Below are 14,209 nucleotides of genomic sequence, written 5' to 3'. Positions count from 1 at the left end.
CTGAATTTCATTGAGCGGTCGGCACCTTGTCCTGAAAGGCAACTGCCGCCCCTCATCCGCCTGCCGGCACCTTCTCCCCGTAATGACGGGGAGAAGGAAGCAGCCGCAACGCCGACGCTCCTCTTCGTCGACTAGGAAAAGCGGAAACGCCGACGCCCCCTCTCCCCGTTCTACGGGGAGAGGGTAAGGGTGAGGGGCAGCGCTGAGCTTCCTGACAGAAAGAAGTTAGAGCGGCAGGTACTCAGCCCCTACGACAGTGACAACTTCGCTGCGACGTCCCTGAGCAAATCGAGCGTCTGGTCGATGTTGGCCTGCTTGTCGTCGATCCTCTGGATGTAGGGGCAGGTCAGCACGGCAATGGCAAAACCGTCGGGCGACAGGATCGGTACCGAGATGTCCTCGATTGCGTGCATCTGCTGGCTCGCGCCGACACGGTGGCCGGCCTCGCGATAGGCCCTCAGCACCGGCCCCAACTTCTCCCGAGCTTCTGCCTTCTCGGTGCCGTCCCAACGCGCCGCCGCCTCCGCCTTCGAATGCTCGTCCTGGAAGGCGAGCAGGATGTGGCCGGAACTCGTGGTCAGCAGATCGATATGCGCGCCGATGCGGATGCCGAACTCCCAGTTGCCGGGCGGGCTTGCATGCGCCACCACAAGTGCGGCGTCACGATCGGGCGCCACCAGATGGCATGACTGGCCGGCGGCGATCGAGAATGCGTCCATCAGGGGCTGCGCCCGCGCCACCAGACGGCGAACCGGCGGGTGGCGGTGGGCGAGGATGAACAGTTTCATCGTCAGCGCGTAGCGGTCGCCTTCGGGCGAGCGGCTGACGAAGTCGCGCGCCACTAGCCGCTCGAGCATGCGGTAGACCTCGCTCGGCCCGCGCCCCATCGCCTTGACGATCTCGGCCCGGGTCAGGCCGCCCGGCTGCTCGGAAAGCAGTTCCAGGATGTCGAGCCCCTTGTCGAGCGCCGGCGCGCGATAGCGCTCGTCATTGCCTACGTTGCTGGCGGTCTTGGCCGGACGTTTTGACATGGCTCGAACTCCTCCCCTTCGATCCGCCCCACGATTCCCCATTGCAAGGTCGGTTCATTTATGAATAGTATGTTCGTATATAGACAGAAGCGCAAGCAGTTTGCTGGGAGGAGCGACGGTTATGCGATTAAGCGGGAAACGCATTTTCATTTCCGCCGCCGCCCAGGGCATCGGCCGCGCCTGCGCGCTGGCCTGCGCGAAAGAGGGCGCCCATGTCATCGCCACCGACATCAACGACGACGCGCTGAATGCGCTTTCGGGCGAGAGCAAGAGCATCGAGGCCCATCGCCTCGACGTACGCGACGGCAAGGCGGTAGCGGCCTTCGCCGCCGGCCAGGCGCCGCTCGACGGGCTCTTCAACTGCGCCGGTTTCGTCCACAACGGCACGATCATGGACTGCAGCGACGAAGACTGGGATTTCAGCTTCGACCTCAACGTCAAGAGCATGTACCGCACCACCAGGGCGTTCCTGCCCGGCATGCTCGATCGCGCCGAAAAGACCGGCGCCGTGTCGATCCTCAACATGGCCTCCATGGCCTCGTCGATCAAAGGCTTCCCCAACCGGCTGCTCTACGGCGCCACCAAGGCGGCAGTCATCGGCTTCACCAAGGGCATGGCCGCCGACTATGTGCGCTGCGGCGTCCGCTGCAACGCGCTCTGCCCCGGCACGGTCGACACGCCGTCGCTGCGCGGCCGCATCGCCGCCGCCGCCGACCCGGTACAGGCGGAGAAGGACTTCATCGCCCGCCAGCCCATCGGCCGGCTCGCCACCGTCGACGACATCGCTCCCTTGGTCGTCTACCTGTTGTCCGACGAGTCGCGCTTCGTCACCGGCCAGGCGGTCCTGGTCGACGGCGGCGTCACCATCTAGGCGGAGCGGCGGCCATGATCGAAAGGATCGACGGCCACTGCCATTACTGGGCGCTCCAGCGCGGCGACTATGGCTGGCTGACGCCTGATGCCGCCCACCTCGCGCCCATCTATCGCGACTTCGGCGCAGCCGAGATGCGCCCGCTGGCCGAGATGGCCGGCATCGAGAAGCGCATCCTCGTCCAGGCCGCGCCGACCGAGGCCGAGACGGCATTCCTGCTCGACCAGGGCCGCGCCGACGAAGCCGTCACAGGTGTCGTCGGCTGGGTCGATCTCTCGTCACCCGCCAGCGTCGCCTCGCTGGACCGCCTGGCGAAGAATCCGCTGTTCAAGGGCGTGCGGCCGATGCTGCAGGACCTGCCCGACATCGACTGGATCGCAACCCGCCCCAACGCCGAAGCCGTCGCCGCGCTCGAGCGCCTTGGCCTGCGCGTCGACGCGCTCGTCCAGCCGCAGCATCTGCAGTCGCTGCACTGCTTCGTCGAGAGGCACCCGGACCTGCCGGTCGTCATCGACCATGCCGCCAAGCCCGCTATCGCCGCACCTGCTGACGATCCGCGCCACGCCATGTGGAAGCTCGGCATGGCCGAACTCTCGGGCCATCCGCATCTGTGCTGCAAGCTCTCCGGCCTGCTGACCGAGCTGCCGGCGGAACTGAGGACAACGCCGAAAGCGGCGGCGGAAGCCCTGCGTCCCACCGTCGACAGCCTGCTCACCTGGTTCGGACCCGATCGCTTGATCTGGGGCTCGGACTGGCCGGTGCTGACGCTCGCCGCGCCCTTTGCCTTCTGGGACGAGGTCACCGCCCGCCTGCTCGATGGCCTCGGCGAGGCCCAGCGCGCCGCGATCCTCGGCGGCACCGCTGCAAGCTTCTACAGCATCGAGGGAGGCCGCGCATGACCGCTCTCGTTGCGATGAAGGACATCGAGAAATCGTTCCCCGGCGTGCGCGCCCTGCACAACGCCAGGCTAGACCTGCGCTCCGGCGAGGTCCATGCGCTGATGGGCGAGAACGGCGCCGGCAAGTCGACGATGATGAAGATCCTTGCCGGCATCTACCGCCGCGACGGTGGCGAGATCCTGCTCGACGGCAAGCCGGTCGAGATCAACTCGCCGCGCCAGGCCCAGGATCTCGGCATCGGCATCATCCATCAGGAACTCAACCTGATGCCGCACTTGACGGCGGCGCAGAACATCTTCATCGGCCGCGAGCCGCGCAAGGCCGGCGGCCTGCTGCTCGACGAGGCGAAGCTGAATGCCGACGCCGCCGAGATCTTCGCCTCGATGCATCTCAAGCTCGACCCGCGCACCCCGGTCGGCGGGCTGACGATTGCCCGCCAGCAGATGGTCGAGATCGCCAAGGCGCTGTCCTACCGCTCGCGCGTGCTGATCATGGACGAGCCGACGGCGGCGCTGAACGACGCCGAGATCAACGAGCTCTTCGCCATCATCGCCCGCCTCAAGGCCGAGGGCGTCGGCATCGTCTACATTTCGCACAAGATGGACGAGCTGAAGCGCATCGCCGACCGTGTCACCGTCATGCGCGACGGCGAATACATCGGTACCGTGCCCGCCGCCGAGACCCCGGTCGAAAAGATCATCGCCATGATGGTCGGCCGCGCCTTGTCGGACGAGCGCCCCGTCGCGCCCGATCATTCGAACTCGGAAATCGTGCTCGAGGTCAAGAACATCAGCCGCGGCAACGAGATCCGCGACGTCTCCTTCTCGGTCCGCAAGGGCGAAATCCTAGGCTTCGCCGGCCTGATGGGCGCCGGCCGCACCGAGGTCGCCCGCGCCATCTTCGGCGCCGACCGGCGCGACGACGGCGACGTCTTCATGCACGGCAAGAAGGTCGACATCCGCAAGCCGGAAGACGCCGTGCGCGCCGGCATCGGCTACCTCTCCGAGGACCGCAAGCATTTCGGCCTCGCCACCGGCATGGACGTGCGCAACAACATCGTGCTCGCGAGCCTGTCGCGCTTCGCCGGCGCCGGCGGCCTGTTGCGCGAGACGGCCATGCACAACGCGGCCGTTCGCTACATCGACCAGCTCGCCATCAAGACGCCGTCCGATCGCCAGGAGGCCCGGCTGCTGTCGGGCGGCAACCAGCAGAAGATCGTCATCGCCAAGTGGCTCTTGCGCGACTGCGAGGTGCTGATCTTCGACGAGCCGACGCGCGGCATCGACGTCGGCGCCAAGAACGAGATCTACAAGCTCTTGAACGCGCTCGCCCAGCAGGGCCGCGCCATCATCGTCATCTCCTCCGAGCTGCCCGAGGTGCTGAGGCTCAGCCACCGCATCGCCGTCATGTGCGAGGGCCGGCTGACCGGCATCCTGCCTGCAGGCGCCAGCCAGGAGGAGATCATGCATCTCGCCACGTTGCGGGGCGAGCAAAACAACAAGCCGGCAAAGGGAGCGACAAAATGAGCACGACGACTTCGACGGCGACTGTCTCGTCCGGCCCTCGCTTTTCGGGCGCCCAGCACCGCCTGCTCGCCTTCGCCAGCCTGATCGCGATGGTCACGGTGTTTAGCCTCGCCTCGCCCAACTTCATGCAGACGTCCAACATCATCGCCATCCTGCAGGCGACGTCGGTCAACGGCGTGCTGGCGATCGCGGCGACGCTCGTCATCATCACCGGCGGCATCGACCTGTCTGTCGGCACGCTGATGACCTTCTGTGCCGTCTGCGCGGGCGTGGTGTTGACATTCTGGGGCATGCCGCTCGGCCTCGGCGTGCTCGCCGCCATCCTGGCCGGTGCCGCCAGCGGCACGCTGTCGGGCACATTCGTGGCAAAACTCAAGATCCCGCCCTTCATCGCCACGCTCGGCATGATGCTGATCCTCAAGGGTCTTTCGCTGGTGATCTCGGGCACGCGGCCGATCTATTTCAACAATACGCCCGGCTTCACCCAGATCTCGCAGGGTTCGCTCATCGGCTCGGTCTTCCCCACCCTGCCCATCCCCAATGGCGTGCTGATCCTGTTCCTGGTGGCGATTGCAGCGAGTTTTATCCTCGAGCGCACTATCCTGGGACGTTTCACCTTCGCGCTCGGCTCCAACGAGGAGGCCGTGCGGCTGTCCGGTGTCAACACCGATCGCTGGAAGGTCGCCGTCTACGCCCTCGCCGGCTCGATCTGCGGCATCGCCGGGCTGCTGATTGCCTCGCGCCTCAACTCGGCTCAGCCGGCGCTCGGCCAGGGCTACGAGCTCGACGCGATTGCGGCCGTGGTCATCGGCGGCACCTCGCTGTCCGGCGGCCGCGGCACCATCATCGGTACGCTCATCGGCGCGCTCATCATCTCCGTGCTCGCCAACGGGCTGCGCATCCTTTCGGTTGCCCAGGAGTGGCAGACCGTGGTCACAGGCTCGATCATCATTCTCGCCGTCTACACCGACATTCTGCGGCGCCGCAGGCTTTGAGGAAGGCTTGCTTCGCGCAGCCCGTCGCTGCGCCAACACCAAGAAGAGAGCGAACGCGCTCCAGGAATATTCGGAACGCACATTCGGATCGGAAAATGAACATCAGGAGGAAACATGTTCACTAGACGCACCGTGCTCGGCGCAATCGGCGCCGCAGCGATCCTGTCCTACGGCTCGAGCTTCGCGCTGGCCCAGGACAAGATGTACATCCCGCTGATCTCCAAGGGCTTCCAGCACCAGTTCTGGCAGGCCGTGAAGGCGGGTGCCGACAAGGCTGCCGCCGACCTCGGCGTCACCGTCACCTTCGAAGGCCCGGATTCGGAATCGCAGGTCGACCGCCAGATCGACATGCTTTCGGCAGCGCTTGCCAAGAAGCCGGCGGCCATCGGCTTCGCCGCGCTCGACAGCCAGGCGGCAATCCCGCTTCTGCAGCAGGCCAAGGACGCCAAGATCCCGGTCGTCGCCTTCGACTCCGGCGTAGACAGCGACATCCCGGTGGCCACCGCCTCGACCGACAACATCGCCGCAGCCGCTCTCGCCGCCGACAAGATGGCGGAGTTGATCGGCAACGAAGGCAAGGTCGCGCTCGTCGTCCACGACCAGACCAGCCGCACCGGCATCGACCGCCGCGACGGCTTCGTCAACCGCATGAAGGAAGCCCATCCGAAGGTCGAGATCGTCGCCATCGAATATGGCGAGGGCGACCATCTCAAGTCGACCGAGATCACCAAGGCGATCCTGCAGGCCAACCCCGACCTCAAGGGCATGTTCGGCGCCAATGAAGGCTCGGCCATCGGTGTCGTCAACGGCGCCAAGGAACTCGGCCGCAAGCTCGTGATCATCGGCTACGATTCGGGCGCCCAGCAAAAGCAGGCGATCCGCGACGGCCAGATGGCCGGCGCCATCACCCAGAACCCCGTCGGCATCGGCTACAAGACCGTCGAGGCCGCGGTGAAGGCGGCCAAGGGCGAAGCGGTCGAAAAGCACATCGACACCGGCTTCTACTATTACGACAAGTCGAACATCGATAAGCCTGAGATCGCGGCCGTCCTCTACGACTGACGCATCCATCGGCCGGAGGCGGTTCGCCGGCTCCGGCCTCTTCCAAGCAAGGTGATACCAGATGAAACTGCTCCGCTACGGCCCGATGGGCAAAGAAAAGCCCGGCCTGCTCGACGCCTCCGGCCGCGTCCGCGACCTCTCGCGCCACGTCGACGACATCGCCGGCGACGTGCTGACGCCCGAAGGCCTCGCCCGCCTGCGCGGCATCGACCCCGAGGCTCTGCCGCTGGTCGCAGGCACGCCGCAGCTGGACCTGCGCCTCGGCGCCTGCGTCGGCCGTATCGGCAAGTTCATCTGCATCGGCCTCAACTATGCCGACCATGCCGCCGAAACCGGCGCCGCCATTCCGGCCGAACCCATCGTCTTCAACAAGTGGACCTCGGCCATCGTCGGTCCCGACGACGACGTCGAGATCCCCCGCGGCTCGGTCAAGACCGACTGGGAGGTCGAGCTCGGCGTGGTCATCGGCAAGCCCGGCCGCTACATCGACGAGGCCGACGCCATGTCCCACGTCGCCGGCTATTGCGTCGTCAACGACGTCTCCGAACGCGAATTCCAGATCGAGCGCGGCGGCACCTGGGACAAGGGCAAGGGCTGCGACACCTTCGGCCCGACCGGCCCGTGGATGGTCACCGCAGACGAGGTCGCCGACCCGCAGAACCTCAAGATGTGGCTCGACGTCGACGGCAAGCGCTTCCAAGACGGCTCGACCAGGACCATGATCTTCTCGGTCCGGCAGGTCGTCGCCTATCTCAGCCGCTTCATGAGCCTGCAGGCCGGCGACGTCATCTCCACCGGCACCCCGCCCGGCGTCGGCCTCGGTCAGAAGCCGCCAGTCTATCTCAAGCCCGGCCAGACGATGACCCTCGGCATCGAAGGCCTGGGCACCCAGAAGCAGCGCGTCGTCGCTGCCTGATCCCCGGAGCGGGACGGGCGCGCATCACGCCGCCATCCCGCTCCAGGCCCTGTTCCAGTCGCCCGATCCCGTCCGGAAAGTCTGCTTTTCGGGACCATGCTGTGAGGACCCAAGACCATGACCAAGATCATCGACATGCGGGTGCTCGACCTGCGCTTCCCGACCTCGCAGCATCTCGACGGGTCCGACGCGATGAACCCGGACCCCGACTATTCGGCGGCCTATGTCATCCTCGAGACCGACACACCTGACATCGAAGGCCACGGCCTGACCTTCACCATCGGCCGCGGCAACGAGATCTGCTGCGCGGCGATCGAGGCGATGCGCCATCTCGTCGTCGGCCTCGACATGGACAAGGTCACCGAAAACATGGGCGGCTTCTGGCGCCATGTCACCTCGGACAGCCAGTTGCGCTGGATCGGGCCCGACAAGGGCGCGATCCATCTGGCCACAGGCGCCGTCGTCAACGCCGTCTGGGACATCTGGGCCAAGATGGCGGGCAAGCCGGTGTGGAAGCTGGTCGCCGACATGTCGCCCGAGGAACTCGTGCGCTGCATCGATTTCCGCTACATCACCGACTGCGTCACTCCCGACGAAGCACTCGCCATGCTGCGCGAAAAGGCGCCCGGCAAGGCCGAGCGCATCGCCACGCTCGAGCGCGAGGGCTACCCCTGCTACACCACTTCGGCCGGATGGCTCGGCTACGGCGACGAGAAGCTGCGCCGGCTCTGCCAGGAGGCGGTCGACGCCGGCTTCAACCACGTCAAGCTCAAGGTCGGCCGCGACAAGGCCGACGACATCAGGCGCCTGCGCATCGCCCGCGAGGTGCTCGGCCCCGACCGCCAGCTGATGATCGACGCCAACCAGGTCTGGGAAGTCGGCCAGGCCATCGACTGGGTGCGCGACCTCGCCTTCGCCAAGCCGTGGTTCATCGAGGAGCCGACCAATCCCGACGACGTCGAGGGCCACCGCAAGATCCGCGAGGGCGTGGCGCCTGTTCAGGTCGCCACCGGCGAGATGTGCCAGAACCGCATCATGTTCAAGCAGTTCATCATGCGCGGCGCCATCGACGTCGTGCAAATCGACTCCTGCCGCCTCGGCGGCGTCAACGAGATTTTGGCCGTACTGCTGATGGCTGCGAAATACAAGCTGCTGGTCTGCCCGCACGCCGGCGGCGTCGGTCTCTGCGAATATGTCCAGCATCTGTCGATGATCGACTATGTCTGCATCGCCGGCACCCGCGAGGGCCGCGTCGTCGAATATGTCGACCACCTGCACGAGCACTTCAAGGAACCCTGCATCGTCCGCAACGCCGCCTACATGCCGCCCATGGCGCCGGGCTTCTCCATCGAGATGAAGCCGGCGACGCTCGAAGACTACCAGTTCAAGGGCTGACGCAGATGGATCTCGGGCTCAAGGACAAGGTCGTCATCGTCACCGGCGGTGGCGCAGGCATCGGCGGCGCGGTCACGCTCGGCCTTGCGGCCGAGGGCGCCATCCCCGTCGTCTTTGGCCGCAGCCCGCTGGCCGAAGACTTCGCCGTCAGGCTGAAGGCAGCTTCCCCGCGCTCGCTCTTCGTCCAGGTCGAGCTGATGCACGACCCCGAGATCGGCGCGGCCGTCGATCAGGTGGCGAAAACCTTCGGCCGTGTCGACGGGCTGGTCAACAATGCCGGCATCAATGACGGCATCGGTCTCGAGGCCGGCCCCGATGCCTTCCGCGAGTCGCTCGAACGCAACCTGATCCACTACTACACGACGGCCCACCACTGCCTGCCGTGGCTGAAAAAGTCGCGCGGCGCGATCGTCAACGTCTCGTCCAAGACCGCGTTGACAGGCCAGGGCAGCACCAGCGGCTACACGGCCGCCAAGGGCGCGCAGCTGTCGCTGACGCGCGAATGGGCGGCCGCCCTGCGCGGCGACGGCATCCGCGTCAACGCCGTCATCCCAGCCGAGGTGATGACGCCACTCTACGAAAAGTGGCTGAAGACCTTCGACGATCCCGAGGCGCGGCTGGAGGAAATCACCCGCCGCATCCCGCTCGGACAGCGCATGACGACGTCGGAGGAGATCGCCGACACCGTCATCTTCCTGCTCTCCGACAAGGCCAGCCACACGACCGGGCAATGGCTGTTCGTCGATGGCGGCTACACCCATCTCGACCGCGCGCTGGACTGACCGGCCGGCGCGCGGCCTGTCCTATTTCTCGTCGACCCAGGCGCCGTTCCTGGCGACGACGCGGCCGCGCTTGACCACGAGCGCGCGCTTCGGCCGGTCGACCACGATCTGGGCGAGGTTCTCGCCTTCGATCAGGACGAGGCTGCCGTCGCAGCCCGGCTCCAGCCCGTGGCCGTTGAGGTCGAGCAGGTCGGCGCCGCGCCTGGTGCCCATGCCGAGGGCAGCGACCAGTTCCGCGTCGGTGCGGCAGTTGCCGCGCCAGGACAGGAGCCAGCAGCGTTCGAGCATGTCGCCGTTGCCATGCGGGTTCCAGGTGTCGCGCAGCGAATCCGACGCGATGGCGCAGCGCACACCACGGTCGGCGAGTTCGAACAACGGCGGCACGGGAATGTCGCCCGGCACGGCCGAGATGATGCCGATGCCGGCGTCCGCGAGCTGGTCGATGGCGCGCGAGAGCTCGTCGTGCGAGGCGGTGCCCAGGCAGAAGGCGTGGCTGACGATGACCCTGCCCTGCATGCCGAGCGCCTTGGTGCGTTCGGCGATGAGGCCGATCTCGTAGAGGCCGAGCTCGCCGCGCTCATGCAGGTGGAGGTCGATCTTGGCCTGCTTGCGGTGGGCGATGTCGAAGATGGTATCGAGGTGGCCGGCCGGGTCGCCGTCGATCCTGGCGGGATCGATGCCGCCGATGATCGACGCGCCCTCATCGAGTGCCGCCTCCATCAGTTCGGCCGTGCCCGGCTCGACCAGCATGCCGAGCTGCGGGAAGGCGACGATCTCAAGATCGACCGCGTGATTCGTCCTCTCCCAAGCTTCGAGCACGCCGTGGAGATTGTCGAGCTTGTAGTTGGGCGAGATGTCGACGTGGCTACGGATGTGGGTCGAGCCCATGGCCACGCATTGGCGAATGAGATTGCCGGCGCGCTCTTGCACCGACCAGGGCAAGGCGCGGCGGATCTCGACTTCGTTGTCGATCATCGCCCTGAGCGAATCCGGCACGTTGATGCTGTGCCAGGGCAATCCCCAGAGGATCTTGTCGAGGTGGACATGGGCCTCGACGAAGGGTGCGATGGCAATGGAATTGCTGCCATCCACGACCTTCATCCCATCGCGTGGCGCGAGATCGGGCCCTACGGCGGCGATCAGGCCGTCCTCGATCAGGATGTTGGCGGTGGCGCCGGCGTCGGGGCGGACATTGGTGATCAGCAGGTCGGTCATGGGAAAGCTCGGCGGAGTCGGTTGGTGAGGAGGTCGCGAAGATGCCCCGAACGCAAGTGCTGAATCGGGAAGGCGTGCATCATCGCCGGTTGGCAGGCGGACGGATTGGAAAGGCGGCTATGGTAAGTTCCATGCCGGCATTGTACGGGATAGAATACACACTAAGTCCTCCCTATGCCCAATCACCAGGATCGTGACATGCTACGCGAGCCTCGCGCCTTGAAGACCGTCGTTCAGCCGGATCAATCCGGACCGGCCAGGAAACGTGGCGGCGGCACTGACGAGCATATCCATGCCGAAATCTACGCCGCGATCATCCATCACCAGATCCGGCCGGCGACGCCATTGCAGGAGGACGCGCTGGCGAGCGCGTTCGGCGTCAGCCGCACCATCATCCGCAAGGTGCTGCAACGGCTTTCGCACGAAAAGCTCGTCGACCTCATCCCCAACAAGGGCGCCTTCGTCGCCAAGCCCTCCATCGAGGAGGCGCGGCAGGTGTTCGAGGCGCGCCGCGGCGTCGAGTGCCTGCTCGTCGAAAAGCTCGCGTCGACGATCACCAAGGCCGAAGTCGAAAGGCTGACCGCCATGGTGGGCGCCGAGGCCGAGGCGCTCGAACAGGACAGCAAGCAGAAGCGGCTGCTGCTCTCGGGCGACTTTCATCGCGAGCTTGCCTCGCTGGCCGGCAACGACGTGCTGCGCGACTTCGTCCACGAGCTCGTCTCGCGCACGTCGCTGATCATCGCGTTGTACGAATCGCCGGGCGCGGTGCCCTGCTCGTACAGCGAGCATAAGGAAATCGTGGACGCATTGAAGCGGCGTGACGGCAAGAAAGCCGCGCAGTACATGGACCACCATCTCCGCCATATCGAAGCCCAGATCGACCTTTCCGACCAGCCGGTGCGGGTCGACTTCAGGACGCTGTTCAAGCCTCGGGGTTAACTGACCTTTCGCGTCCTCGATCCGCCGAAGAGCCGAATTTCGGGCGCATAGCCGGCCAGCTTGCCGCGATAGGCCTTTGGCAGCGGATAGGCGAGATCGCCCCGCTTCGACGTCTTCAGGCCCATGCCGACGACCGCCTCGGCGAACTTGACCGCGGCCACGACGCCGTCGATCACCGGCACCTGCAGCCTGTCCTCCAGATACTTCGCGAGATCGGCCATGCCGGCGCAACCGAGCACGATCGCCTCGGAGCGATCTTCGGTCAGCGCCCTCTCGCACTCGGCCAGGATGACGGCGCGGGCGTTCGATTCCGGCTTTTCCAGCTCGAGCACCGGAACGTCGGTGGCGCGCACGCGGCGGCAATGGTGCTGCATGCCGTAGCTGCGCACCAGATGCTCGCAGATGACGCGGGTGCGCTCCAGCGTCGTGACCACGGAAAAGCCGGTCGAAACGAATGTCGCGGCGTGCATCGCGGCCTCGGCGATGCCGAACACCGGCGCATCCGTGATCTCCCGCGCCGCCAGCAGGCCGGGATCGCCGAAGCAGGCAACGACATAGGCGTCGGCCACCGGCCCCTCGATGATCTCGTCGACCAGCCCGATGATGCTCATCGCCTCGTCGTAATGGCCTTCGATGGAGGCCGCGCCGGAGCGCGAGGTCACGGCGAGGATTTCGGTTCCGGGGGCAGCCACCGCACGCGCAGCGTCGCCGATGAGATCAGTCATCGACTGCGTCGTGTTCGGGTTGATGAGCTTTATCCGCATGCGATCCTCGCGGGTCGGAAGGCCTCCGTGGCGAAGGGTATCCGGCGCCGAATAATTGTATACTATCTTGAATTGGTATTGGATGCAATTTGCCGGTTGTCAACTCGACCTTCGTGGAATCCTCAGCTTCGAGCCGCCGCGGCCGAGGGCCGTGAGGATGCCGCCGACCGGCGATTCCTGTCCAGGCGTTGACGAACGAAGCGGTACGCCCGCTCGGTTCGGGATGAGCTTTCTGCTTTGTATACATATCGAGTTGGAGGCGCATTTGCCCGAGGCGCTGACGGTCCAGTCGCCCTGGACTGCAATCGTCACGGACAGGCGCGCCGGACACGTGTGCCGCACCCCCCCCGGGGAGTGGCGACGGGCATCGGCGGCTCATGCCTCGTGCTTACGCGTGGTTGGCACATTCGTATTGACAGAAATACATATGTTCAATACCACTCCGGTGAGAAGAGCAGTTGCTCGCTTGTCGTGGGAGGATCAATCAGATGACGATCAACGTTGCACCGGTGGGCCTGGCGCGCGAGCTGATCGAGCGTCAGAAGTCGGGCAAGCCGATCCGCATCGGCCTGATCGGCTCGGGCGAGATGGGCACCGACATCGTGGCCCGCGTCGCCCATATGCCCGGCATCGAGGTCGGCGCGATCTCCGAGCTCAACCTGCCCAACGCCCACCGCGCCGTCGACATCGCCTACCAGGAAAAGGGCCATGCGCGTGAAGTGGCCTCCGGCTCGGCTTTGAGCGAGGCCATCGAGGCCGGCAAGGTCGCCGTCACCAACGATGCCGACCTGATCCTCAACAGCGGCCTGATCGACGTCGTCATCGATGCGACGGGTGTTCCCGCCGTCGGCGCCGAGATCGGCCTGCGCGCCATGGAGCACGGCAAGCACCTGGTCATGATGAATGTCGAGGCCGACGTCACCATCGGCGCCTATCTCAAGAGCGAGGCCGACCGGCTCGGCGTCACCTATTCGCTGGGTGCCGGTGACGAGCCGTCGTCCTGCATGGAGCTGATCGAGTTCGTCTCGGCGATGGGCCACACCATCGTCGCCGCCGGCAAGGGCAAGAACAACCCGCTCAACATCGACGCGGTGCCGCACGACTATGCCGAGGAAGCTCGGCGCCGCAACATGAACGTGCGCATGCTGGTCGAGTTCGTCGACGGCTCCAAGACCATGGTCGAGATGGCGGCGATCGCCAACGCCACGGGGCTCGTCCCCGACAAGGCGGGCATGCACGGTCCGGCGGCGACGCTGCCGGAACTCAACAAGGTGCTGGTCCCCGAAAAGGACGGCGGCGTGCTGACCAAGGTCGGCGTCGTCGACTATTCGATCGGCAAGGGGGTGGCGCCCGGCGTCTTCGTCATCGCCGACATGTCGCATCCGCGCATCCGCGAGCGCATGGAGGACCTGAAGATGGGCCATGGCCCGTATTTCACCTTCCATCGGCCCTATCACCTGACCTCGCTCGAGGTGCCGTTGACCTGCGCCCGCGTCGTACTGCACGGCAAGGCCGACATGGTGCCGCTGGCAAAGCCTGTCGCCGACGTCTGCGCGGTGGCCAAGAAGGACCTCAAGCCCGGCGACAGGCTCGACGCCATCGGCGAATACAGCTACCGCGCCTGGATCATGACGGCGCCCGAGGCCCGTGCTTCCAAGGCCATCCCCTGCGGCCTGTTGCAGGGCGGCACCGTCACCGCCCCGATCAGGAAGGGCGAACTGATCACCACCGCCAACGCATCCGTCGCCCCCGGCTCCAAGATCGCCGAGCTCAGGGCCAGGCAGGACAGGCTGGTGTATGGAGCGGAGGCATAA

At 65.9% G+C, this 14,209-nt stretch carries 13 protein-coding genes; 10 read left to right on the top strand and 3 right to left on the bottom strand.

The annotated features are described in order from the left end of the window. Positions 1-248: 248 nt before the first annotated feature. Positions 249-1,031 (bottom strand): IclR family transcriptional regulator, encoded by a 783-nt coding sequence (locus J2X50_RS18360; protein WP_429097142.1) that lies wholly within the window; start codon positions 1,029-1,031, stop codon positions 249-251. Positions 1,032-1,152: 121 nt separating this feature from the next. Here J2X50_RS18360 and J2X50_RS18355 point away from each other — a divergent pair, with 121 nt between their 5' ends. The 8 genes from J2X50_RS18355 to J2X50_RS18320 all read left to right on the top strand — a co-directional run bounded on the left by J2X50_RS18355 (position 1,153) and on the right by J2X50_RS18320 (position 9,477). Continuing rightward, positions 1,153-1,902, top strand: coding sequence for an SDR family oxidoreductase (locus tag J2X50_RS18355; RefSeq protein WP_429097139.1), 750 nt, complete (start codon positions 1,153-1,155; stop codon positions 1,900-1,902). A gap of 14 nt (positions 1,903-1,916) precedes the next feature. Continuing rightward, entirely contained in the window at positions 1,917-2,801 is an 885-nt protein-coding gene (locus tag J2X50_RS18350; protein WP_429097138.1) for an amidohydrolase family protein, read from the top strand. Next, a complete protein-coding gene (locus tag J2X50_RS18345) occupies positions 2,798-4,327 on the top strand; it encodes a sugar ABC transporter ATP-binding protein (protein ID WP_429097136.1) in 1,530 nt (509 codons plus the stop codon). Before J2X50_RS18350 ends, J2X50_RS18345 begins: the two co-directional genes overlap by 4 nt. After that, a complete protein-coding gene (locus J2X50_RS18340; protein ID WP_429097133.1) occupies positions 4,324-5,322 on the top strand; it encodes an ABC transporter permease in 999 nt (332 codons plus the stop codon). Before J2X50_RS18345 ends, J2X50_RS18340 begins: the two co-directional genes overlap by 4 nt. Before the next feature lie 114 nt (positions 5,323-5,436). Next, the gene (locus J2X50_RS18335) at positions 5,437-6,384 is read left to right on the top strand and encodes an ABC transporter substrate-binding protein (RefSeq protein WP_429097130.1); all 948 of its coding nucleotides are present in this window, start codon (positions 5,437-5,439) and stop codon (positions 6,382-6,384) included. A gap of 61 nt (positions 6,385-6,445) precedes the next feature. Further along, positions 6,446-7,300: a fumarylacetoacetate hydrolase family protein gene (locus tag J2X50_RS18330; protein ID WP_429097128.1), complete on the top strand. Its 855-nt coding sequence runs from the start codon at positions 6,446-6,448 to the stop codon at positions 7,298-7,300. A 117-nt stretch (positions 7,301-7,417) separates the two neighbouring features. Further along, the gene (locus J2X50_RS18325; RefSeq protein ID WP_429097125.1) at positions 7,418-8,695 is read left to right on the top strand and encodes an L-fuconate dehydratase; all 1,278 of its coding nucleotides are present in this window, start codon (positions 7,418-7,420) and stop codon (positions 8,693-8,695) included. A gap of 5 nt (positions 8,696-8,700) precedes the next feature. Continuing rightward, entirely contained in the window at positions 8,701-9,477 is a 777-nt protein-coding gene (locus tag J2X50_RS18320) for an SDR family oxidoreductase (RefSeq protein ID WP_429097124.1), read from the top strand. A 21-nt stretch (positions 9,478-9,498) separates the two neighbouring features. Here the strand turns inward: J2X50_RS18320 and J2X50_RS18315 are convergent, their stop codons facing one another. Continuing rightward, entirely contained in the window at positions 9,499-10,692 is a 1,194-nt protein-coding gene (locus tag J2X50_RS18315; protein WP_429097122.1) for an amidohydrolase family protein, read from the bottom strand. A 198-nt stretch (positions 10,693-10,890) separates the two neighbouring features. On the opposite strand from J2X50_RS18315, the gene J2X50_RS18310 reads away from it, so the two are divergent. Continuing rightward, the gene (locus J2X50_RS18310; RefSeq protein ID WP_429097120.1) at positions 10,891-11,631 is read left to right on the top strand and encodes a GntR family transcriptional regulator; all 741 of its coding nucleotides are present in this window, start codon (positions 10,891-10,893) and stop codon (positions 11,629-11,631) included. On the opposite strand, the gene J2X50_RS18305 is transcribed toward J2X50_RS18310, so the two are convergent. Then, positions 11,628-12,395: an aspartate/glutamate racemase family protein gene (locus J2X50_RS18305; RefSeq protein ID WP_429097118.1), complete on the bottom strand. Its 768-nt coding sequence runs from the start codon at positions 12,393-12,395 to the stop codon at positions 11,628-11,630. The two genes, J2X50_RS18310 and J2X50_RS18305, sit on opposite strands and share 4 nt — an antisense overlap. Before the next feature lie 488 nt (positions 12,396-12,883). On the opposite strand from J2X50_RS18305, the gene J2X50_RS18300 reads away from it, so the two are divergent. After that, positions 12,884-14,209, top strand: coding sequence for an NAD(P)H-dependent oxidoreductase (locus tag J2X50_RS18300; protein ID WP_429097115.1), 1,326 nt, complete (start codon positions 12,884-12,886; stop codon positions 14,207-14,209).

The sequence above is a fragment of the Aminobacter sp. BE322 genome (assembly GCF_050433525.1).
GTDB lineage: Bacteria > Pseudomonadota > Alphaproteobacteria > Rhizobiales > Rhizobiaceae > Aminobacter.
Note: the sequence above shows the minus strand (reverse complement) of the source record. Positions and strands in the feature narration are given on the sequence as shown.